The following is a 22506-nucleotide window of genomic DNA, read 5'->3' as shown; positions in this document are numbered from 1 at the left end:
CACACCCGCCGGGCCCGGGGGCCCCCGCGCCCGCCCCCCCCCCGCACCGCGCCGAACGATGTGCACTTCGATAATCGGCATCGCTCCTGACAGTGGAATGCGCTGTCAGGAGCGATGCTTGTGCTCTGAGACCGGGCGGGTAGGCCCTTGCGCCGCTCAAGTCAACCGGTGCGCCGCAGAAGGGCCGGCGCAGGCTCCAGGCCGAAGGGCTGCGGGGCCGCCTGGTCGCCGGCGATCTCCGGCTTGACCGGACGCGGGGCCGCGAAGGCGAAGCCCTGCCCCAGCGGCACGCCGAGATCGCAGAGGACCGGAACCATCCCGTCCTGGTCGACCCGCTCGGCGATGAGCCGGATGCCCTGGCGGCGCAGGGCCGGGGCGAAGTCGCGCACGTCCAGCTCCGGCCCGGCATAGCGGCCGTCCGTCTGCTCGGCCGCCTTGATCATGAGATCGGCCGGCAGCTTCATGAAGCGGATGCCGAGGTCGCCCAGGGCCACGGGATCGAACCGCAGGTCGGCGGCGCGGTCGAGGGAGAACGGAACGCCCCGCTCGCGCAGGGCGGAGAGCGCAGCCCTGTGATCGGCGTCGAGGTGGCGCCAGCTGTGCTGGGGCAGTTCCAGGACGATCTTGCCGAGCAGGTCCGGGCTGGCGTCGACGAGCCCCGCGAGCGACCACAGGAAGCCCGGCTCGGCGACCGCATGGGCGGTCAGGTTCACGCTCACGATGGCTTCGCTGCCGCGGGCGACGAGATGGCGCGCGACCGCCATGGCACGCATCAGGACCCGGCGGTCGAAATCCGCCGCGCGTCCGGAGGCTTCGAGGATCGGCAGGAAGTCCGCCGGCCCGAGGAGCGTTCCATCGGCCAGGCGCAGCCGCGCCAGCGCCTCGTAGAAGCGGATCTTGAGCTGCGGCAGAGATACGACCGGCTGCAGGTGCAGCTCGATCCGGTCGGCCTCGAAGGCCTGGGCCACCAGCCTCATCCGGCCGACCTCTTCGGTCGACGGGCTGCGCATCGACGGCAGCAGGGACGGTTCGGGGAAGCGGACCCCCTGGGGGCGGGCCTGCGGCGGCGGCTCCATCGCGGGGTCGGCCGACCGGGCCAGTTCGCGCAGAACGGCCGCCGGGCCGACCGCCGGCCCCGGCGAACGCAGGACCAGCGGCGCAGGCGGAACCTGTCCGTCCGCCGGAGCGCCCGCGAATCGCATCGCCAGCGCCTGCCGCTCCGCTTCGGCCTGCCACCACAGGACGACGAGACCGAAGAAGACGGTCATGACCAGAAAGCCGAAAACCGGCAGGACGAGCCCCGCCTCCATCGGCATGGTGGCCGAGGCGGCAGCCGTCAGGATGGCCGGCGCGAAGGCGAGCAGCGCCGCCTTCCTGTCCCGCAGGACTGAAGTGTTTTTCTTGTTCGTCACCATGGGTGCCCCCGCTCCCCTGGCTCGGCGAATATGCGCGAATCAGTGTGTTAACAGACAATGAATCAGCGCGATTCGCGGGGCAAGTTTCGCATTCCCGCAATGGACATTTTTACGCATTCCGGCGTTGCCCGCCCATGATGTCGGCCATCCCGTCAGGGCCGATGAAAGGACCGATCCGATGGAAGAACCGCGCAAGGACCTGCTCATGCAGGTGGATGGAATGACCTGCCAGGGATGCGTCAATTCGGTCACCCGGGCGATCCAGCGCCTCGATCCCGGGGCGAGGGTCGACGTGGACCTCGATCACGGCCGCGTGCATGTCACCACCACGGCGCAGAGCGTCGAGGTGGCGCGCGCCCTCGACGCCGCCGGCTACGAAGCCCGCGCCATGACGGGCTGAGCCGAGGGCTGCGCCAGGCTCATGGCTCCGCCCAAAGTTCTTTTTGCGGCGCCCCGAAACGGCTGCTAGGTTCCCGGCCAGCCAGACACCATCGGGGACCATGATGACCGCACAGACCTCCAGAGCCGCCAACGACCTCGTCGCACCCAACGACCTGGATGCCTGGTGGCTTCCGTTCACGGCCAACCGCTCCTTCAAGCAGCGCCCCCGGATGATTGCCCGCGCCAAGGGCATGTACTACTACACTCCGGACGGCCGGGAGGTGATCGACGGCGCCGCCGGCCTCTGGTGCTGCAATGCCGGCCATAACCGCGACGAGATCACGGCGGCCATCCAGGCCCAGGCGCAGGAACTCGACTATTCGCCCGCCTTCCAGTTCGGCCATGCGGGCGGCTTCGCCCTCGCGTCGCGCCTCGCCCAGCTCGCGCCGGGCGATCTCAACCACGTGTTCTTCTGCAACTCGGGCTCCGAGGCGGTCGACACGGCGCTCAAGGTGGCCCTCGCCTACTGGAACGTGAAGGGCCAGGGCAGCAAGACGCGCCTCATCGGGCGCGAGCGCGGCTATCACGGCGTCGGGTTCGGCGGCATCTCGGTCGGCGGCATCGTCAAGAACCGCCAGTTCTTCGGCAGCCTGCTGGCGGGCGTCGACCATCTGCCGCACACCTACAACCGGGCCGAGCAGGCCTTCTCCCGGGGCGAGCCGGAATGGGGCGCGCATCTCGCCGACGAGCTGGAGCGCATCGTGGCCCTCCACGACGCCTCGACCATCGCGGCCGTGATCGTCGAGCCGATGGCCGGCTCCACGGGCGTCCTGCCGCCGCCGAAGGGCTATCTCAAGCGCCTGCGCGAGATCTGCGACAAGCACGGCATCCTGCTCATCTTCGACGAGGTGATCTCGGGCTTCGGCCGCCTCGGCACGGCCTTCGCGGCCGAGCGCTACGGCGTGGTGCCCGACATGATTACCTTCGCCAAGGGGGTGAATTCGGGCACGGTGCCCATGGGCGGCGTGCTGGTGCGCGAGGGCCTGTACAACACCTTCATGAACGGCCCCGACCACATGATCGAACTGTTTCACGGCTACACCTATTCGGGCCATCCGCTCGCCTGCGCGGCGGCCCTCGCCACCCAGGACATCTACCGGGACGAGAAGCTGTTCGAGCGCGCCAAGGCGCTGGAGCCGGTCTGGGCCGATGCGATCCATTCCCTGAAGGACCTGCCGAACGTGCTCGACATCCGCACCATCGGCCTCGTGGGCGCCATCGACCTCGCATCCCGGCCGGACGCTGTCGGCAGGCGCGCCTTCGAGGCCATGGACCGCGGCTTCCAGGAATACGGCCTGATGATGCGCATCACGGGCGACACCATCGCCCTCTCCCCGCCCCTCATCATCACCGAGGAGCAGATCGGCGAGATCGTCGACAAGCTGACCAAGGTGATCAAGGCGGTCGCCTGATCCCGGTCGACTCAAGGCCGGCCCCATGCCGGCCTCGAGCGTTTTCGTTCTTCCCCGCCGGGCGTTCAATCGACCCGTCATGGCCACCCTCCGCACGTCATGGCCGGCCTTGTGCCGGCCATCCCGATACGGAGAAGCGCGGCGCCTCAGACAATCGAGATCACCGGGACGAGCCCGGTGATGACGGGGAGGGTGGTATGAGGCGGTGATGACACCCCTCCGCACGTCATGGCCGGGCTTGTCCCGGCCATCCCGATGAAGACAAGCGCTGAGCCTCACCGCATCGGGATCACCGGGACAAGCCCGGTGATGACAGGGACCAGGCGGCTCGGCACGGAAAGGCATGGCATCTCGAAGCAGCGCGATGCGCCACGCGGGCCCCGCCGTGACCGCCGCCCCTGCCCGCCCGGCAAGAACCCTTGCCCGGCCTCGCTCCAGGGAGTAGTGACCGCAGCACGCTCTTTCCAATCCAACGGCTGCTGTAAGAAACCATGTCCAAGGCCGACAAGATCAAGGCCCGCGCCCCGCGCGGCTTTGCCGATCGCACCCCTGCCGATCTTTCCGCCACCGAGCGCATGCTCGCGGCGATCCGCGAGTCCTACGAGCTCTACGGCTTCGAGGGCGTCGAGACGCCTTTCGTCGAGTACACCGACGCTCTCGGCAAGTTCCTGCCGGATCAGGACCGACCCAACGAGGGCGTGTTCTCGTTCCAGGACGACGACGAGCAGTGGCTGTCCCTGCGCTACGACCTGACCGCGCCGCTGGCCCGCTACGTGGCGGAGAATTTCGACGCCCTGCCCAAGCCCTATCGAAGCTACCGGGTCGGCTGGGTGTTCCGCAACGAGAAGCCGGGTCCCGGGCGCTTCCGCCAGTTCATGCAGTTCGACGCCGACACGGTCGGGGCCGCCTCCGTGGCGGCCGATGCCGAGATCTGCATGATGGCCGCCGACACCATGGAGAAGCTTGGTCTCAAGCGCGGCGACTTCATCATCAAGATCAACAACCGCAAGGTGCTCGACGGCGTGCTCGAGGCCATCGGCCTCGGCGGCGAGGACAAGGCGGGCCAGCGCCTGACGGTGCTGCGCGCCATCGACAAGCTCGACCGCCTCGGCCCGGAGGGCGTCGGCCAGCTCCTCGGCGCCGGCCGCAAGGACGAGAGCGGCGACTTCACGAAGGGCGCGGGCCTCGATCCCGACGCCATCGCCCGTGTGCTCGCCTTCACGGACGCCAAGGGCGCCGACAACGCGGCGACGGTCGAGAACCTGCGCCGGGTGGTCGGCACATCGGACCGCGGCCTCGAAGGCGCGACCGAACTGGCGGAGATCGCCGCTCTGGTCGCCTCGTCCGGCTACGAGGACCGGGTGACGATCGACCCCTCCGTGGTGCGCGGCCTCGAATACTATACGGGACCCGTCTACGAGGCGGAACTGACGTTCCAGGTCCAGGACGAGGACGGGCGCCCCGTGCGCTTCGGCTCGGTGGGCGGCGGCGGGCGCTATGACGGCCTCGTGGGCCGCTTCCGCTCCGAGCCGGTGCCGGCGACCGGCTTCTCCATCGGGGTCTCCCGCCTCCTCTCGGCCCTGCAGATGGTGAAGAGCCCCATCGTGTCCGGGGCCGAGAAGCCGGGACCCGTCGTGGTGCTCGTCATGGATCGGGACCAGATCGCCGCCTACCAGCGCATGGTCTCGACCCTGCGCCAGGCGGGCGTCCGGGCCGAGCTCTATCTCGGCTCCTCGGGCATGAAGGCGCAGATGAAATATGCCGACCGGCGCCACAGCCCCTGCGTGGTGATCCAGGGCTCCAACGAGCGCGAGCGCGGCGAGGTCGAGATCAAGGACCTCATCGAGGGCGCCAAGGCGGCCCAGGCGATCGCGTCGAACGAGGAGTGGAAAGCGGCCCGTCCGGCCCAGTTCTCCGTGCCCGAGGCGGATCTCGTCAGGGCGGTGCGCGAGGTTCTCGACCGCCATTTCGGATAAGCTTGGCCTTTCGGGAACCCCTGTGGTTTCATAGGGGTTGTCTCCCAAGCTTGACCATCAGGAGATGAAGATGCCGAAGGACAAGGACAAGAAAAGCACTGCGAAATCGAAGAAGGGATCCGGCAAAGGCGCCGGCACCAAACTGGCGAAGACGGCCAAGAAGTCCGGCCTCATGGACCTGATCAACACGGATCTCGGCCGCGAGATTCTCGCCGACGCGCTCATCGCGGCCGCCGGTGCCGCGGCGGCCGCCCTGACCAGGACACGTACCGCCAAGAAGGCCGGAGCCGCCGCGGTGAATGCCGGCGCGCAGGGCGCCGACCTGACCCAGACGGCGGCAGGCGCCGTCGCCGGCGTGGTCACGGAGGCCGCCCGCCACTTCCTGCCCGCCAGCCTCGTCGGAGAGGAAGGCGACAAGCAGGAGCCCAAGAAGGTCAAGTACGTCCAGCGCTCCAGCGGCACCAGCAAGAGCCGGACCAGCAAGGCGAAGTCCGACCCCGCCGACAAGCAGTAAGCCCCGGACCGTCGCGCCGTCTCACCCCGTCATGGCCGGCCTCGTGCCGGCCATCCCGCCTGTCCGAGCGCGGGGTCATTGCGATCGGCACCGCAGGAACAGGCCCGGCGAGGGCGCGCAGGGACGGATCCCCCTCCGCAGCCGATGCCGGATCCTCGCCCAGGCATTCACCGTTCCCGTCGAAAACAATCGCCTTCCCGGCCCGGCATTGCTAGAGAGCATGCCGATACAAGGATTGGGCAAGACCAGTGACGGAGACGGATGCCATTGTCGCGCTGACCGCGCTCTTCGAGCGCGAGGGCTATGCGCGGATCGAGCCGCCGGTGCTGCAGCCGGCGGACGTGTTCATCGACCTGTCCGGCGAGGATATCCGGCGCCGCATGTTCGTGACGCAGGACGCCTCCGGGGCGGAGCTGTGCCTGCGGCCCGAATACACGATCCCGGTTTGCCTTCAGCACCTCTTCCACCATGGCGCCCAGCCCTCCGGCTATTCCTATGGCGGGCCGGTCTTCCGGATGCGCCCGGGCGAAAGCGGCGAGTTCCTGCAGGCGGGGCTCGAGTCCATCGGCCGGCCGGATGTCTCGGCCGTCGACGCGGAGATCCTCGCCCTGGCCCTGGACGGGCTCAGGCAGTTCGGCGGCCCCGCCCCGATCGTCAAGCTCGGCGACATGGGGCTTCTCCATGCGCTGATCGATGCCCTCGGAGTGGCGCCGGCCGCCAAGCGCCGGGTGATCCGCGCCATCGTGTCGGGCCAGGGGCTGGCGAGCCTCGGCGAGCCCGACGGATCGGGCGCCCAGGAGCATGCGGGCCTGCTCGCGGCCATCGAGGGGCAGGCTCCCCAGGCGGCCAAGGCCTTCGTGGAGGACATCCTGTCGATTGCCGGCATCGCCCGTGTCGGCGGACGCAGCGCGGGCGAGATCGCCGAACGCTTCCTGGCGCGCGCGGCGAACCGGACCGGCCTGGCCGAGGAGGCGCGGCAGATCCTGGAGCGCTACCTCACCGTTGCGGGCGATCCGGACCATGCGGCCCACGCGGTCCGGAGCCTCGCCAGGGAGGCCGGCCTCGACCTCAGCGGCGCGCTCGCGACCTTCGAGGAGCGCACCGGCTTCATGGCCGCGCGGGGGCTCGACGTGAGCGCCTTCTCGTTCTCCGCGACCTTCGCGCGCAATCTCGATTACTACACGGGGTTCATCTTCGAAGTGCAGGACCCGCGCCGCGGCGACGGCAAGCCCGTGGTGGGCGGCGGCCGCTACGACCGCCTGCTCGAACATCTGGGAGCCGAAGCCCCGATCCCGGCGGTGGGCTGCTCGTTCTGGCTCGACCGTATCGTGGGAACACCCTGATGACCGATTCCCCTCTCATCCTGGCCGTCCCGTCCAAGGGACGCCTGCAGGAGAACGCCGCCGCGTTCTTCGCCCGCGCCGGCCTCGTCTTCACCCAGTCCCGCGGGGCGCGCGACTACCGCGGCACGCTCGCGGGCGTTCCGGACGTCGAGGTCGCGTTCCTGTCGGCGTCCGAGATCGTGAGCCAGCTCGCCAGCGGCACCGCCCATCTCGGCATCACCGGCGAGGACCTGATCCGCGAGCAGGTCGCCGACGCGGACGAGGCCGTCGAACTGCTCACCCCGCTGGGTTTCGGCCATGCCAACGTGGTCGTCGCCGTGCCGCAGGCCTGGATCGACGTGCGCACCATGGCCGACCTCGACGAGGTGGCGGCCGATCTTCGCGCCCGCCACGGCTACAAGATGCGGGTGGCGACCAAGTACGTGAACCTCACCCGCCGCTTCTTCGCCGAGAAGGGCGTGGCGGATTACCGGATCGTCGAGAGCCTCGGCGCCACCGAGGGCGCCCCGGGCGCGGGCTCCGCGGAGCTGATCGTCGACATCACCACGACAGGCGCGACGCTGGCCGCCAACGCCCTCAAGATCCTGGACGACGGGGTGATGCTGCGCTCCGAGGCCAATCTGGTGGCCTCGGCCCGCGCCCCCTGGACGGACCGGGCGCGGATTGCGGCCACGGCCGTTCTGACGCGCATCGCCGCCGAGGAAGAGGCCAGAACGAGCCGCGAGGTGCGGGCGGCCCTCGACCCGGCCCGGGGCGCGGCACTCGTGGCGCTGGCCAGGGATCACGGCGCATCCCTCCCCTATGGCAACGCACTCGGCCGCGAGGTCGTGCTGCATTGCCGGGCCGCGACGGTGTTCGAGATCGTGGCGGCCCTCCAGGGCATCGGCGCCCAGGACATCTCGGTCCGGGCGTTCGACTACCTGTTCCGTCCGACCAACGCCCTCACCGAGCGCCTCCTGCGGCGAATTGGCTGAAGCATGTTTCCTCACGGATGGATAGGACAACATCACCTTGGGCGTTGCCTCGGGGCTCGAGGCCACTTATGGTCCGGGCGTTTTTTGCGTGAAGAGGTTCCGATGAACGCACTTCGACTTGCGACATTTGTGGTGGCTCTCGCCGCCGTCTCGGGAGCTCATGCCCAGTCGGCAGCGACGACCCTCGGCCGGCCGGTCGGCCCGACGCGCCAGGTGGATCCGAAGGTGCCGCAGCCGGGAGACGGCGGCAAGATCTTCCCCCTGAACTCCTCCTGGGTGGCCGTGAGCCTGAACGGCAAGCCGTTCACCGGAGACCGTCCGAGCTTCAAGCTCGACGATCAGCTTCGGGCGACGGGCTTCGGCGGCTGCAACACCTATGCCACGGCGGCCTATCCCCTGCGCGAGCAGGGTCTCGCGGTCGGCCCCTTCGCCCTGACGAAGAAGAGCTGCGACAAGGCCGCCATGGCCATCGAGCAGGCCTTCCTCGTGGCGCTCCGCTCCTCGGGCAAGTGGGATATCCAGGGCCGCAACCTGATCATCCAGACCCAGAACGGCGGACGGCTGATCCTGGAGCGGTCTCTTTAACCTGCTCTCGGGTTTGAACGACAACGGCCGGCGCGAGCCGGCCGTTTTCGTTTCTGGACCCGGCGGACGGCCGCGGAGTGTCATCCACCCCGTCATGGCCGGGGCAAGGCCGGCGATGCCATGGGGATGGCTGAAAGCCTCTCCTATTCCGCGGGCTCGGCCTGGCGCAGATCGACCGGGGTCGAGAGGCCGCCATCGGTCTTCTTCATGTCGATCCGACGGTCGTGGTAGGCCGCGAGCGTCGAGCGATGACCGATGGACACCACCGTCGTGTCCGGCAGCTTGTCCTTGATGATCCGATAGATCTCGCCTTCCGTGGGTTCGTCGAGCGCGGCGGTCGCCTCGTCGAGGAAGAGCCAGTCGGGCTTGGCGAGAAGCGCCCGGGCGACGGCGAGGCGCTGCTGCTCGCCGAGCGACAGGGTTTGAGCCCAGTTGCGGTCGTCGTCGAGCCGCTCGGCGATCTGCGGCAGCCGGGCCGAGCGCAGGGCCTCGGCGATCTGGACGTCGTCGTAGGATTCCGCCCGGCCGGGATAGGTCACCGCCTCGCGCAGGGTCCCGATGGGGATGTAGGGCCGCTGCGGCAGGAGCATCATGGTCTGTCCCTCGGGGACCAGCACCTGCCCCTCGCCGAAGGGCCAGATGCCCGCAATGGCGCGGAACAGGGTGGACTTGCCGGAGCCGGACGGCCCGGTCATCAGGGTGCGTTCGCCCGGGTGGAAGGCCAGCCCGTCCGTATGCATCAGAGCGCTGCCGTCGGGCAGACGCACGTCCAGGTCCTCCAGGCGCAGGTCCCGCCCGGGCGCTTCGGTGACGGCCAGCTTGCTCTCGCCCCCGACGCGCTGGGCCGAGGCGATCGCGCCCTCGAAGGTGGTGAGACGGTCGAGCACGGCCTTGTAGTCGGCGAGCGTGGTATAGATCGTGATGAAATAGGTCAGCGCCGATTCCACCCGCGAGAACGCCCCGACCACCTGCTGCATCTGGCCGAGGGAGATCTTGCCGATGAAGTAATACGGCGCGGTCAGGATGTAGGGCACCACCACGTTGGCCTGGAAATAGGCCGACGTGAAGGTGTTCAGCTTGATGAGGCGGAACACGATCCGCATGTAGTTGTCGACGATCTGACCGAACCGCCGGCCGAGGCCTTCCCGCTCGGCCGTCTCGCCGGACAGAAGGGCGACCTGCTCCGTGTATTCGCGCAGGCGCGCCAGGGAGAAGCGGTAATTCGCCTCCACGCGCTCCTGTTCGAAGTTGAGCGCGATCAGCGGCCGGCCGATGAGGTGAGTCACCCAGGTGCCGAGGATGGCGTAGGCCGCGCAGACCCAGACGAGCAGACCCGGCACTTCCACGCTCGTCCCCGGGAAGGTGAAGCCGGCCGAGATGGTCCAGAGGATCGCCACGAACGACACCAGGGTCGCGGCCTGATTCATCAGGCCGACGGACAGGGAATAGGTGCTCTCGACGAACTTGCGCAGATCCTCCGAGATGCGCTGGTCCGGGTTGTCCGCGCCGCGGCCCATGATCTGCATCCGGTAATGCGTTCCGTCGCCGAGCCACTCGCGAAGGTAATAGGTGTTGAGGAAGGCGCGCCAGCGGATGGAGAGCACGTTCTGCAGCAGCACCTCGGTCAGGGCCATGGCCACGAACACGGCCGCCAGCGGCGTGAAGATGACGAAGAGCTGATACCAGAAGGCTGCCGCGTCCTTGGCCTCGAGCGCGTTGAACATGTCGCGCGAGAAGAAGCTGAGGCGGACGTTCAGCGCGACCTGGGCGAGGTTGATGGCGATGAGGATCCCGATCATCGCGATGCCGATGGTGCCCTCCCGCGCCCGCACGAGGCCGAGGAAGGGGATGCGGATCACGCTGTCCGCCTGCGAGTCGAGATAAAGGTCGGTGATGCGGCAGATGGTGCGCACGACCGGGACGTAGGACAGCCCGTAGATGATCGCCCCGAAGGCCGTCGCGCCCAGCGCCGCAGAGGGCGGCGGCACGTACCCGGTGTAATCGCCCGTGATCAACCCCGTGGCGGCGCCGACGACCAGCGCCACCAGCACCAGATGGGTCGCCGCGATCATCACGACGAAGATCTTCAGGAAGGTCGGGATGGTCCGGCCTGCGAACACGATCCCGGCCAGGAGGAGGCTCGAGAGGGGCAGGTAGAACGGAACTTCGGCCGCCCCGGACAGGGACGCCAGAAGAACGGCCAAACCTACGAGTGCCAGCGCAACGCTCGCCTTGATCATACACATCTCCTGCCGAGATCCCGTTCCCGGCTCCGTGGACATCTCGGAAGCCGGATCAATCGTGCTTGTGGCGAAAGAAAGGAGGAACTTCGCTCCTCCCCATGCGATAGCAGCCTTGTGAGAAGTGCAACAGGCACATAAATGGCCAATTGCGTTCGGCAAAACAGATTGTCCTGTTTAACGAACGAAACAATTGACTTAGAGAACGGGATGTTTCATGTGTCATTTCGACATCCCCGACGTCACTGCAAAGGCGACTTCATGAACGCCCCTCTCGGCTATCTCGGCGGCCAGACTGCCCAGCGCCTGATCCCGGCGGAGCCCATCGTGCGCCTGGAGAAGGTGTCCAAGACGTTTCCCGGACGGGACGACCAGCCCGTCACGGCCCTTCGCGAGATCAATCTCGCCGTCCCCCAGGGTTCGATCCTGGGCGTCATCGGCCGTTCGGGCGCCGGCAAGTCGACCCTGATCCGCCTGGTGAACGGGCTCGAGAAGCCCTCCTCCGGCAAGGTGATCGTCGACGGCGCCGACATCGCGGCCCTGCCGGAAGCCGCGCTTCGTCATGCCCGCCGCTCGATCGGCATGATCTTTCAGCACTTCAACCTGCTCTCCTCGCGCACGGCGGCCCAGAACATCGCCCTGCCCCTCGAGGTGGCCGGCTACGACAAGGCCGAGATCGGGACCCGCGTGGAGGAGCTTCTGGCCCTCGTCGGCCTCTCGGACAAGCGCAACCGCTATCCGTCCGAACTCTCGGGGGGCCAGAAGCAGCGCGTCGGCATCGCCCGCGCGCTCGCCACCAAGCCCAAGGTTCTCCTGTCGGACGAGGCGACCTCGGCTCTGGACCCGGAAACCACCCGGTCGATCCTCGACCTGCTCGGCCGGATCAACGACGAACTCGGCCTGACCATCCTGCTCATCACCCACGAGATGGCGGTGATCCGCAACATCGCCCGCGAGGTCGCGGTGATCGAGGGCGGACGCATCGTCGAGCAGGGCGACGTGTTCGAGGTCTTCACCCGGCCGCAGCACGAGGTGACCCGCTCGTTCCTCGCCGACGAATCCGGCCGCGCCCTGCCGCCCTACGTGCAAAGCAGGCTCACGGCCGAGGCGGCGCCCGGAAGCCAGGCGGTCGTGCGCATCGGCTTCCGCGGCCCCCACGCGACGGACCCCGTCCTCGCGCGGCTTGCGCGCGATCTCAGCATCGAGACCAACATCCTGTCGGGCTCGGTGGACGAGATCGCAGGACGCCCGTTCGGCACCCTCGTGGTCGGCGTGCCCGAGCAATCGCTGGCCACCACCCTCGACTTTCTGAACAAGCACGGTCTCGACACGGAGGTCCTCGGCCATGTCGCCTGAGATGATCCGCCTCATCGCCAATTCCACGGGCGAAACCCTCTACATGGTCGCCGTCTCGGCGCTCATCGCCACGCTCTTCGGCCTGCCGCTCGGCGTGTTCCTCGCCACGTCCGGCAAGGGCGAATTGTTCGCAGCCCCCTGGGTCAACCGGGTGCTCGGCGTCATCGTCAACGCCACGCGCTCGACCCCCTTCATCATCCTCGTCGTGGCGATCATCCCGTTCACGCGCCTGATCGCCGGCACCTCCATCGGCACGAACGCCGCCATCGTGCCGCTGACGATCGCCGCCACGCCCTTCATCGCGCGCCTCATCGAAGGCGCGATCCGTGAAGTGGACCAGGGCCTGATCGAGGCCGCGCGCGCCTTCGGCGCGAGCCCGCTCCAGATCGTGCGCAAGGTGCTGATCCCCGAGGCCCTGCCCGGCATCGTTCTCGGCCTGACGCTCGCCGTCGTGTCGCTGCTGGGCTTCTCGGCCATGGTCGGCGCGGTCGGCGGCGGCGGCCTGGGGGATCTCGGCATCCGCTACGGCTATCAGCGCTTCATGCCCGAGATGATGCTCGCGGTCGTGGTCGTGCTCATCGTGCTGGTCCAGGCGGTGCAGAGCATCGGCGACCGCCTCGCACGCCACCTCAACAAGCGAATCCGCCACGCCTGATCATCGAACACAACATCGCACAAGGAGTCACCCGATGAACCTGAAGAAGCTGGGCCTCGCCGCCCTTCTCTCGATTGCCGCCCTGCCGGCCCTGGCCCAGACCCAGACGATCCGCATCGGCGCCACGCCCGGCCCGCACGCGCAGATCCTCGAAGCCGTGAAGCCTATCGCGGCCAAGAAGGGCCTCGACCTCAAGATCGTCGAGTTCTCCGACTACGTGGTGCCCAACACGGCGCTCGCCGGCGGCGACATCGAGGCGAATTCGTTCCAGAACCAGCCCTATCTCGACAACCAGGTGGCCGACCGCGGCTTCAAGATCGAAAGCGTCGCGCTCACCGTGAACTTCCCGATCGGCATCTACTCCAAGAAGCACAAGAGCCTCGACGCCCTGCCGAACGGCGCGACGATCTCGATCCCGAACGATCCGACCAATGGCGGCCGGGCGCTTCTGCTGCTGCAGGACAAGGGTCTGATCAAGCTGAAGGACAATGTCGGCTTCAAGCCGACGCCCATCGACGTCACCGACAACCCGAAGAAGATCAAGTTCGTCGAGATCGAAGCCGCCCAGGGACCGCGCGTCCTCGAGGACGTGGATGCGTCCGTCATCAACACCAATTATGCGACCGCGGGCGGCCTCGATCCGGTGAAGGATCCCATCGCCCGCGAGAACCCGAAGGGCCCCTACGTGAACCTCATCGCCGTGCGCAGTGAAGACAAGGACAAGCCCTGGGTGAAGGCTCTCGTCGAGAGCTACCACACGCCCGAGGTGAAGCAGTTCATCGAGGAGAAGTTCAAGGGCTCGGTTCTGACGAGCTGGTAGGCATCGTCCTGGACGACGCGCCATGAAGCCGGCCATCCGGGCCGGCTTTTTCGTGCGCTATTTCTGCCGCGGCTCCTTCAGGTTCCCGCCGGCGGCGACGAGCTTTCCGTCCCGCTTCGCCTTGACGGCCTCGAGCAGGGTCCAGGCGGCGTTGCGCACCTCGTCCTGAACGGCCTGATCCCGGTCGAGCTCCTCATGGCTGGTGGCGTAAGGCTTCCAGTAGCCGATATAGCGCTCGAACTCCGCGGCCGCGCCCGCGGGCTCCAGGTCCATGGCGCGCAGCCAGTCGGAGAGACTGCGGCGGACGCTCCCCGCCCCTTCGGCATCGCCGTGGACGATGACGGAGAACTGCCTGCCGGCCAGGTGCTTGGGATAGTCCCAGCCCTTCAGCTCGAGACCCTTGGCGATGTCCGTCTTCTTGCCCTGGGTCGAGGTCGGGTCCGGATTGCCGCCATCGGCGCAGACGAGCCGGTCCATCATCAGCTTCAAGGGCGACGAGACCTGATACCAGTTGACCGGCGTGATGATCATCACCCCATGCGCCTCGACCCATTTGGGATAGATCTCGTTCATCCAGTCGTGCGTCTGACCGAGGGAGTAGTTGGGATAGCAGGAGCAGGGCCAGTGGCACAAAGCGGCCGCCGTCGAGAAGCAGGCCTTGCAGGGATGGATGTGACGGCCGTACTCGGCGGTGAGGCGGCTCAGTTCGAGCACCTCGACCTCCGTGTTGCCGGCACTGGCCAGGACCTGATGGGCGATCTCCACGAGACGGTAGCTCTTGGACATCTCGCCGGGACAGGTGTGCTCGCTGCGCGACGACGCCGAGATGAGAAGGAAGCGGGCCGGACCGGCCTTGTCCTCGTGCCGCTCCTGGGCCCGGCCGATCGCGTCCTTCGCGGCGATCCAGTCGACCGCGAGGTCGTAGTCGGGATCGGTGAAGCCGGGTCCCGCCTTGCGGGTCTTGGGGCTCTTCCGGTGGTGGCTGTAGGCGTCCCAGGCGGCATCGGCGACCCGCTGCAGCACTCCCTCCAGCGCCTCGAAGGCGGGATCCTGGAACTGCTCGAGGAACCGTCTGCGGAACTCCATCTCGTCGAGGGTCGGGTCCGGAGTCCCCTTGCGCGCTTCTGGAATGGACAAGGAGGGCTCCTGTGCAGGGGAAGGACGTGTCAAGCTTGCAACGCAGGGTGCCCATGCCGGTTCCGGCATGGCGTCGGCCGATGGCGGTCACTATTTGCTTATTCCGTATCGGCCCTACCTTCCTGCCGCATTGTCAATGGAGCAGCCCATGTCGACCATTCCCACTGTCCGCCTGAACGATGGCAACGCCATGCCGCAATTCGGCTACGGCGTCTGGCGGGTCTCCAACGAGGAAGCCGCCGGCGCCGTCGGCGAGGCCATCAAGGCGGGCTACCGCTCGATCGATACGGCGGCCATCTACGGCAATGAGGAAGGCGTCGGACAGGCCATCAAGGCCGCTCCCGTGGCCCGTGAGGAGCTCTTCATCACCACCAAGGTCTGGAACGACCGTCACGGCTATGACGAAACCCTGCGCGCCTTCGACGAAAGCCTGGCGCGCCTCGGGCTCGACCACGTCGATCTCTACCTCATCCATTGGCCCGTGGCCGGCAGCGAGGCCTATCGCGACACGTGGCGCGCGCTGATCAAGCTGAAGCAGGACGGGCGCGCGAAATCCATCGGCGTGTCGAACTTCATGGTTCAGCATCTGCAGAAGCTGATCGACGAGAGCGGCGTGACACCGGCGGTCAACCAGATCGAGCTGCATCCGCGCTTCCAGCAGACGGAACTGCGCGCGTTCCATGCGAAGAGCGGCATTGCGACGGAATCCTGGAGCCCGCTCGGGCAGGGCACCCTCCTGAGCGACGAGACCCTCACGGCGATCGGCCGCAAATACGGGAAGACGCCCGCCCAGGTCGTCCTGCGCTGGCATCTCGACAACGGCCTCGTGGTGATTCCGAAATCCGTCACGCCCTCCCGCATGCGCGAGAACATCGACGTGTTCGACTTCAAGCTCGCCGCCGAGGACATGCGTGCGATCGAGACGCTCGACGACGCCTCCGGCCGCGTCGGGCCGGATCCGGCCGTGTTCGGCTAGAGCATCGGACGTGAACAGTGGGACCACGTCTGGGTCCGATGCTCATATCCTTAAGCGGCGCATCGTTCGGGCCCCTGTCCTGATCGCTCGGCCCGATGGTCACCCCGTCGTCATCACCGGCCAGTCCAATCCACCACCACGTCATCACCGGCCTTGTGCCGGTGATCCCGATTGTTCGAGGCGCCGCGCCTCACCGCATCGGGATGGCCGGCACAAGGCCGGCCATGACGTGGGGAGGGTATCAACCCGATGCTCCCCTCTTGGCCGGCGCACCGCTGACTGCGAAAAGCCGGGTCCACTTTTTCGCACGGTGCGCTGACGGCTGCCAGATCCCTACAGGCGGCTCTTCGCGGGGTCGCCTGCCGCCTCCAACTGCTTGTAGATCGCCTCGGCGATCGGCAGGAGCTGGGCGCGATCCGCTTTGGCCGTGACCACGTAGGACAATCCGTTGTCGATCCAGGAACAGGCCGAGACGCCGTCCTGTTCCTCGAAGCGGAAGGACGTCTCGGACTCATTCTCGCGCGACCGGGCATAGAGCGTGAGGCGGCTGCCGCCCGCATTCTCGTACATGAAGAGCGCTGCTGCCTCGCCGCTGTCGGGAAGCAGCCTCCCGCCGATGAGACGATAGCCCTGGGCGTTCAGATTCGGCGCCGTCAGCGGCTTGCCCACGCGCCGCGACAGCCATTGCACGAGATGCGCCTCCTGATCGCCGGGAACTTCCACGGGGTGCAGGCGCTCGCTCACATAGATGCGATGCGCCGCGATGGCGTTGTCGGCGACGGTCATGGCGTCTGCCTGCCTGTAAGCCCGGGCGCTCCACCAGATGCCGCCCCAGGCTCCCAGGCCTCCCCCGATGACAAGCCATGCCAGTGCGGCGGCGAACGCCGCAGGACGGATCAACGGCGTGCGACGGCGGGCAGCCAGGAGGTTGGCGACGCGAAGACGTGAGGGAATGGGCTCCTGCGCCTTGAAGGCGAGGCGCGCGCGCAAGGCGTCCCGCTGCTCGATCTCGCGCTCGACCTGCGTGGCCGCCGCCGGATGATCGGCGAGATACGCCCTCACCGACTCGCGCTGCGAAGCGGAGAGCCGGCCGTCGACGAAGGCCTGCAGATCGTCCTCTCCGATGGGTCGCTCGCCCGTCACTTCACTCTCCTCAAGGCGGCACCGCGCCCGTGTTCCATGAAATCTCTCAATCGCGCCCGCGCCCGGCTCAAGCGTGACATGACGGTGCCGAGCGGGACGCCGAGCACCTGCGCGGCCTGCTCGTAGGACAGATCCTCGACGCCCACCAGCAGCAGGATGGAGCGCTGCTCCTCCGGAAGAGCCTCGAGCCCTTTCAGGACGTCGCGCAGACCGGCATGGCCCTCGGGGCTCATGTCGGGAGACTGGACATCGTTCAGGACCTCCTCCCCCACGGGTGTGCCGCGCACCTTCCTCTGGCGAAGGCTGTTGATGAACAGGTTGCGCTGGATCGTGAAGAGCCAGGCTCTCAGATCGCCGTCGCGCCGCTGGTTCCAGCGGCTGATCGCACGCTCCAGGGTATCCTGGACGAGATCGTCCGCCGCCTCGCCATCGCGCAGGAGGGCCCAGGCGTACCGGCGCAGGCCCGGGATCAGCGGTTCGAGAAGGGAAGCGATCTCGTCCAAGGGCGACTCTCAGCTGGCCGCGTCATTCAACGATGAACGGGCTGCTCCTGCAAGGTTCAGGGGGCCGCGACATGCCAGACATTGTTGACGCCGTCGCCGGTCACCTCGCCCGGTTTGGTGTCCTTGACCCAGAGATAGAGCGGCTTTCCCTTGTAGGCCCATTGCTTGGTCCCGTCGTCGCGGGTGACCACGCTCCAGTCGCCCGAGGCGGCCGCGCTCCCGCCCGCCATCAGCGGCGGCCAGTTCTGGGCGCATTGCCCATTGCAGGCCGACTTGCCGGCGCTGTCGCGGTCGAAGGTGTAGAGGGTCATGCCCTTGGCATCGACGAGGGCCTTGCCCTTACTCGTATCCGCCACCTTGGCGGGGGCAGAGGATTGAGCAAGCGCGACGGTTGCAGCGACGAGGGCTCCTGCCAGGACGGCCGGACGCAGAAACAGCTTCATGGGTGTCCTCCTGAGGCCTGTGATGGCCACGACATGAGAGACACGCCGGGCTTGGGATTATTCCCAAGGATGGAAAATTTCTATCAGCGCCCCATCGCGTTGAAGCCGTTCTCGTCGACGGGCTCCCGCAATTCGATCCGGTGCCGGCCGTTGTCGCGGATCTGCGCCGTGCGATAGCGGCCGTCAAGCTCGTCTTCGGGATTCTGCAGGATCTCGACTCCGGCCTTGCGGAGGCGCTGGACCTCCTTGTCCACGTCGGCGACGAGGAAGCTGATGACCGGCAACGGCGTCACGGCGACATTGCCCGTGGCATGGGGATCCCGGTCCGCCTCCAGCACGTGATCGACCTCTGTGATCTCCAGCAGGAAGCCGCTCCGCTCCAGCACGGCCTGGCGGCCGGGAACCAGGCTCTGGCTCCCGAGCAGCCGAAACCCGAGCATATCCTGGTACCAGCGGACGCTCTCGTCGAAGTCCGGCGTGCGGATGGACGCCGAGCTGGAGCGGGCGGACGAGGCGGACTGCGCCCGGGCCGGAGGAAAGCCCGCGATCTGAACTGCCGCGCCGAGGAGGAGAAGGACGGCAAGAAGGCTGCGCCGCGGCATGGGAAAGGAGAAGATGGTCGGTTTCACGGGTGATCCCTCGTCGGCCGCCGGAACTTAGCCGTCTTCTCTCATGAACGTCCTTCGGTCCAGTTCGTTCTTCGAGCCTCAGGTATTCTCGGCCTGCAACAGCTTGAGCAGCAGGCCCGACAGCTGCCCGGCCTCCTTCTCTCCGAGCTTCTCCCCGAAAAAGCGGCTGATGGCGCCGCCATAGACCGGCCACATGCGCTCCTGCAGGGCTCGTCCCGCTTCGGTGATCTCGACGAGCTGCCGCCGCCTGTCGCCGGGAAACGGAATGCGGCGCACGAGCCCGTCGGCTTCCATGCGGTCGAGAAGCCGGGAGAGGTTGTATTGCTCGAACAGCACAGCCGCCTCGATCTCGCGCGGCGTGAGCCGCCCGTCCGGCCCACGCTTCAGCTCCAGCAGCACGTCGTACCAGTGCAGCGACGGAAAGCCGGCGCTTTTCAGCTCCGCCTCGATGCGCCCCACCACGGTGCGCTCGGCCCGGATCAGGCGCCCCCAGGCCTTGATGACGGCGGCGGACGGCTCTTGCATGCGGGCAAACCCTTCCTTGATTCAATGCAAATGCATATAAGTTGACGGATCGATGCATCTGCATCAAAACTTTATGCACTTGCATGGAGAATTGCAATGCCACTCGCCCATCCGTCCGCTTCCGACTATGCGGCCCTGCTCCTGCGCGTCGCGCTCGGAATCATGTATATCGCTCACAGCGTCGTCCTGAAGTGGATGACCTTCACCCTCGCAGGAACCGCGCAATACTTCGAATCGCTCGGCCTGCCCGGCGCCCTCGCCTACGCCACGTTCCTGGCCGAGTTCATCGGCGGAATCCTGCTCGTGCTCGGCGTGCAGAGCCGCTGGGTGGCGCTGGGCCTGCTGCCGGTCCTGTTCGGCGCCGCCTGGGTGCACGCGGGCAACGGCTGGGTCTTCTCGGCTCAGGGCGGCGGTTGGGAATATCCGCTTTACCTGATCGTCCTGTCCGTTGCACAAGCCCTTCTCGGCGACGGCGCCTATGCCCTCAAGCCCTCGCGCCCCCTGAGCCTTGCCCCCGCCCGGGCCTCCCTCGAGGCCGCGGCCTGATTGCCCTTCAACCCTGGAGAAGACCCATGAAGCTCTATTATTATCCGGGCGCCTGCTCGCTCGCGCCTCACATCGTCGCCCGGGAGGCCGGCATTCCCGTCACCCTGGAGAAGGTCGATCTCGCCAACCGCACCACCGAGACCGGGGCGGACTTCGCCGCCATCAACCCGAAGGGCTATGTGCCGGCGCTCGGCCTGCAGGACGGTTCCGTGCTCACCGAGGCCAGCGCCATCGTCCAGTATCTGGCCGACCAGCAGCCCGACACGGCTCTCGTGCCGCGCCCCGGGACCGTGGAGCGCTACCGCCTGCTCGAATGGCTCGGCTTCGTCAGCACCGAGATCCACAAAGGCTTCGGTCCTCTGTGGAACCCGGCCACGCCGGACGCCGTGAAGGCTGCCACCAAGGAGCGCCTCGCGGCCCGGTTCGCCTATCTGGACGGGGCTCTCGCCCGGCAGCCCTTCCTGATGGGCGAGACCTTCACGATCGCGGACGCCTATCTCTTCACGGTCGTGAACTGGGCGAACTTCCACAATGTCGACCTTTCGCCGTTCCCGCACCTGCAGGCCTTCCAGGCCCGCATCGCGGCGCGCCCGAGTGTGCAGCAGGCCCTTGAGGCCGAAGGGCTTCTCAAGTCCGCCGCCTGATCGTGAGAGCACCGGACGTGATTAGTGGACCCAGGTTTGGGTCCGATGCGCCGGTCAAGAGAGGGAGCCTCGGATGAATCCCAAAAGTGGTGTCCACTTTTGGGTCCGAGGCTCTAGACCGCGACTCCGATGACGAAGGCCCCGGAGGAATCCGGGGCCTTTTTCACGGCTCGGGACCGGACGAGCGATCACACCACGAGGAAGTCGCCGGCCGCGAGCAGGGTGTGCGGGATGAGCTGCGCGAACTTGATCGCAGCATGGCGGGTGCCCATGCCGTCCGCATCGTAGGACAGGGCGCCGGTCTTCTCGTTGTAGAGGACGCGGTCGTCGGCCTCGGCGGCCTTCGCGCCGATATGGAACGCCTCGTCCGACAGGACCCCCTTGGCAAGCCGTCCGAAGATCCGGGACGAGAGATGGATCGCATCCTCGGCAGAGACGAAATCGCCGATCCGGTCCACGTTCGCCGCGCCGAGTCTCGTCGTGAAGGCGAACACGTCGTCGCCCGCGCCGCCGGTCAGCCTGTCCCGTCCGAGCCCGCCGTTGAGGTGGTCATCGCCGTCGCCGCCCTTGAGAATGTCGGCCGCCCGGCCGCCCCGGAGCACGCGCGCCTCCGGGACGGGAACGGGCTGCGACGGGTGGTCCGTGGGAGCAACCGTCACGCCGCTCGCGGTGACCGTGATGAGGAAATGCCTGTCGAGGGACGCGCCCTTGGGGTCGCTCGCCCGCACGACGATGTCGAAGGATTGATCGCCCGCCGCGAAGGGCGTGTCGACGAGAAGCTGGTCGCCGTGGATGCGGAAGTGCCCGCCGGGATTGGCCGCGAGGAAGTAGCCGAGCGGGTCCCCGTCCGGGTCGACGCCGCTCAGACGCCCGACGAGCGCGCCGGACTTGGCGTCCGCCTCGATGCTCGTGTCGTCGAGGCTGACGGAGGTCGGAGCCGAGTTCGTCGTCGCGGTCAGGGCGATCGTTCGATCGGAGAACTGAGCGTACTCGATGCCGGTGAGCGAGTCGGTGCCTTCGTTCGATTCCGACCGTGTGTCCTTTATAGAGACGCTGCCATTGGTATGCTTCTCAAGGACGTAGTCGGAGAAGTTGCCGCTGAAGATCGCGACATCGACGCCATCGCCGCCGAGCAATGCGTCGCTTCCGGTTCCGCCCTCAAGGGCATCATCGCCCCCGTCTCCTTCGAGAATGTCGTGGCCCCGGTCCCCTGAAATCCTGTTGTCGGCTCCATTGCCAATGAGATGATCCGGCAACGAACTCCCGATGAGATCCTCGATGTTGCGGACGGTGTTCCAGGTGAACGGATTGGTCTGCTGCTTGCCGGTGATCCTGAGATCGATGGTGCCAGCGACGTGCAGCGTGTCGATGCCGCCTCCCCCGTCGACGAAATTGGTGTTGGCGCCCATGTTGAACGCTTCGGATCCGTCGCCCCCATAGGCGATGTCGTTTCCGGCGCTGAAGATCACTTCGCCCTTCAGGATTCCTCCTCGTCCGTCATAGATATTCACCGAGGGGCCGCGCGGGGACAGCCAGGCGCCGCCGCCGAGGACGACCTTCCCGTCGATTTCACCTTTGTTGACCACGATATTGGATCCCATACCGAGGCCCAATATGGCAGTGTCGCCCCTGATCAGGCCGGTATTGGTGATCGACAGGGTGTCGTCCGGGGCATCGTACCCATAGAAATAGATGCCGTCTCCGCCCACGATCGTGCCGGAATTCGTAATGCTGGTCTGAGTCCCTCTCGTCGTGTCGAGGAGGATCGCCGCGCCTTCTGCATGGATTCTCCCGGCATTGTTGAGCACATTGAACCAATGCTCTTCATTCGGGGTTGCGAACGTAATCGCGGTCGTCGAACCCAGGACCGATCCAGTCGCTGAAACCTCGATCCGCCCCGATATGGCGACCGCCGTATCCTTCTCGCTCTGAACGGTCCCATCCAGAAGCAACGTGTTGCGCTCGCCGCTGATGCCGAACGAGCCCCATCCTGAGGCACTGATGGAACAACCATCCGCCAGGATCACCGTATCGTCGGATTGCAGCTGAAGCGCGGTCTCGCGGTCCTTCGTCGTCGGCGGCAGAGGACGGGTTTCGTCGATCACATAGACGGTCACGGCACGCTCCGTTGCTTCAAGTTCCATGTGATATAGTGTTTCGATAACCTTAGCAATTCGCTGTGCGCTGGAGCACAAAAGAAAAGCCCCGGAGTTTCCTCCGGGGCTTCCC

22 protein-coding genes are annotated in these 22506 nt (G+C 67.1%); 13 read left to right on the top strand and 9 right to left on the bottom strand.

What is annotated here, in order from left to right:
• Positions 1-161: 161 nt before the first annotated feature.
• Positions 162-1415, bottom strand: a complete 1254-nt coding sequence (locus tag OCW50_RS00990) for an EAL domain-containing protein (protein ID WP_262296118.1) — start codon at positions 1413-1415, stop codon at positions 162-164.
• A gap of 178 nt (positions 1416-1593) precedes the next feature.
• Between OCW50_RS00990 and OCW50_RS00985 the strand changes: the two genes are divergently transcribed.
• From OCW50_RS00985 to OCW50_RS00955, 7 genes are all read left to right on the top strand, one after another.
• Positions 1594-1815 (top strand): heavy-metal-associated domain-containing protein, encoded by a 222-nt coding sequence (locus OCW50_RS00985; RefSeq protein WP_262268464.1) that lies wholly within the window; start codon positions 1594-1596, stop codon positions 1813-1815.
• Positions 1816-1918: 103 nt separating this feature from the next.
• Positions 1919-3268 carry an omega-aminotransferase AptA gene (aptA, locus tag OCW50_RS00980; protein ID WP_373371277.1) on the top strand — a complete coding sequence of 450 codons (1350 nt, stop codon included), beginning with the start codon at positions 1919-1921 and terminating at the stop codon, positions 3266-3268.
• 491 nt (positions 3269-3759) lie between these two features.
• On the top strand, positions 3760-5244 hold the full coding sequence (hisS, locus tag OCW50_RS00975) for a histidine--tRNA ligase (RefSeq protein WP_262296117.1): 1485 nt from the start codon (positions 3760-3762) through the stop codon (positions 5242-5244).
• A 70-nt stretch (positions 5245-5314) separates the two neighbouring features.
• Complete coding sequence (locus tag OCW50_RS00970) at positions 5315-5758, top strand: hypothetical protein (protein ID WP_262296116.1); 444 nt, start codon at positions 5315-5317, stop codon at positions 5756-5758.
• Between the two features lie 248 nt (positions 5759-6006).
• The gene (locus OCW50_RS00965) at positions 6007-7101 is read left to right on the top strand and encodes an ATP phosphoribosyltransferase regulatory subunit (protein ID WP_373371276.1); all 1095 of its coding nucleotides are present in this window, start codon (positions 6007-6009) and stop codon (positions 7099-7101) included.
• Entirely contained in the window at positions 7101-8075 is a 975-nt protein-coding gene (gene hisG / locus OCW50_RS00960; protein ID WP_262268460.1) for an ATP phosphoribosyltransferase, read from the top strand. The genes OCW50_RS00965 and hisG overlap by 1 nt, the downstream gene beginning before the upstream one ends.
• A gap of 102 nt (positions 8076-8177) precedes the next feature.
• Complete coding sequence (locus tag OCW50_RS00955; protein WP_262268459.1) at positions 8178-8660, top strand: META domain-containing protein; 483 nt, start codon at positions 8178-8180, stop codon at positions 8658-8660.
• A 143-nt stretch (positions 8661-8803) separates the two neighbouring features.
• Here OCW50_RS00955 and OCW50_RS00950 read toward each other — a convergent pair whose 3' ends face one another.
• Positions 8804-10900, bottom strand: coding sequence for an ABC transporter ATP-binding protein/permease (locus OCW50_RS00950; RefSeq protein ID WP_262296115.1), 2097 nt, complete (start codon positions 10898-10900; stop codon positions 8804-8806).
• 261 nt (positions 10901-11161) lie between these two features.
• On the opposite strand from OCW50_RS00950, the gene OCW50_RS00945 reads away from it, so the two are divergent.
• The 3 genes from OCW50_RS00945 to OCW50_RS00935 are packed head-to-tail and all read left to right on the top strand — an operon-like array spanning position 11162 to position 13731.
• The gene (locus tag OCW50_RS00945; RefSeq protein WP_262296114.1) at positions 11162-12256 is read left to right on the top strand and encodes a methionine ABC transporter ATP-binding protein; all 1095 of its coding nucleotides are present in this window, start codon (positions 11162-11164) and stop codon (positions 12254-12256) included.
• Positions 12246-12911: a methionine ABC transporter permease gene (locus OCW50_RS00940; RefSeq protein ID WP_262268457.1), complete on the top strand. Its 666-nt coding sequence runs from the start codon at positions 12246-12248 to the stop codon at positions 12909-12911. Before OCW50_RS00945 ends, OCW50_RS00940 begins: the two co-directional genes overlap by 11 nt.
• A gap of 34 nt (positions 12912-12945) precedes the next feature.
• Positions 12946-13731, top strand: coding sequence for a MetQ/NlpA family ABC transporter substrate-binding protein (locus tag OCW50_RS00935; protein ID WP_262296113.1), 786 nt, complete (start codon positions 12946-12948; stop codon positions 13729-13731).
• Between the two features lie 57 nt (positions 13732-13788).
• On the opposite strand, the gene OCW50_RS00930 is transcribed toward OCW50_RS00935, so the two are convergent.
• Positions 13789-14817 carry a flavodoxin family protein gene (locus OCW50_RS00930; RefSeq protein ID WP_262296339.1) on the bottom strand — a complete coding sequence of 343 codons (1029 nt, stop codon included), beginning with the start codon at positions 14815-14817 and terminating at the stop codon, positions 13789-13791.
• Between the two features lie 199 nt (positions 14818-15016).
• Here OCW50_RS00930 and OCW50_RS00925 point away from each other — a divergent pair, with 199 nt between their 5' ends.
• Positions 15017-15844 (top strand): aldo/keto reductase, encoded by an 828-nt coding sequence (locus OCW50_RS00925; protein WP_262268455.1) that lies wholly within the window; start codon positions 15017-15019, stop codon positions 15842-15844.
• A 333-nt stretch (positions 15845-16177) separates the two neighbouring features.
• Here OCW50_RS00925 and OCW50_RS00920 read toward each other — a convergent pair whose 3' ends face one another.
• The 5 genes from OCW50_RS00920 to OCW50_RS00900 form a co-directional block, all read right to left on the bottom strand.
• A complete protein-coding gene (locus OCW50_RS00920; protein WP_262296112.1) occupies positions 16178-16987 on the bottom strand; it encodes an anti-sigma factor family protein in 810 nt (269 codons plus the stop codon).
• Positions 16984-17490: an RNA polymerase sigma factor gene (locus OCW50_RS00915; RefSeq protein ID WP_262268453.1), complete on the bottom strand. Its 507-nt coding sequence runs from the start codon at positions 17488-17490 to the stop codon at positions 16984-16986. Before OCW50_RS00915 ends, OCW50_RS00920 begins: the two co-directional genes overlap by 4 nt.
• 56 nt (positions 17491-17546) lie before the next feature.
• A complete protein-coding gene (locus OCW50_RS00910; RefSeq protein ID WP_262268452.1) occupies positions 17547-17933 on the bottom strand; it encodes a COG4315 family predicted lipoprotein in 387 nt (128 codons plus the stop codon).
• Between the two features lie 83 nt (positions 17934-18016).
• The gene (locus OCW50_RS00905) at positions 18017-18562 is read right to left on the bottom strand and encodes a VOC family protein (RefSeq protein WP_262296111.1); all 546 of its coding nucleotides are present in this window, start codon (positions 18560-18562) and stop codon (positions 18017-18019) included.
• 78 nt (positions 18563-18640) lie between these two features.
• On the bottom strand, positions 18641-19087 hold the full coding sequence (locus OCW50_RS00900; protein ID WP_262268450.1) for a MarR family winged helix-turn-helix transcriptional regulator: 447 nt from the start codon (positions 19085-19087) through the stop codon (positions 18641-18643).
• Positions 19088-19183: 96 nt separating this feature from the next.
• Here OCW50_RS00900 and OCW50_RS00895 point away from each other — a divergent pair, with 96 nt between their 5' ends.
• Both OCW50_RS00895 and gstA read left to right on the top strand, forming a co-directional pair.
• Entirely contained in the window at positions 19184-19633 is a 450-nt protein-coding gene (locus OCW50_RS00895; protein ID WP_262296110.1) for a DoxX family protein, read from the top strand.
• 26 nt (positions 19634-19659) lie between these two features.
• Entirely contained in the window at positions 19660-20277 is a 618-nt protein-coding gene (gstA, locus tag OCW50_RS00890) for a glutathione transferase GstA (protein WP_262296109.1), read from the top strand.
• A gap of 188 nt (positions 20278-20465) precedes the next feature.
• Here the strand turns inward: gstA and OCW50_RS00885 are convergent, their stop codons facing one another.
• Entirely contained in the window at positions 20466-22421 is a 1956-nt protein-coding gene (locus tag OCW50_RS00885; RefSeq protein WP_262296108.1) for a calcium-binding protein, read from the bottom strand.
• Between the last annotated feature and the right edge of the window lie 85 nt (positions 22422-22506).

The organism is Microvirga sesbaniae (assembly GCF_025460805.1).
In the GTDB taxonomy this organism is placed as follows: domain Bacteria; phylum Pseudomonadota; class Alphaproteobacteria; order Rhizobiales; family Beijerinckiaceae; genus Microvirga; species Microvirga sesbaniae.
This window is presented reverse-complemented; position numbering and strand designations above follow the sequence as displayed.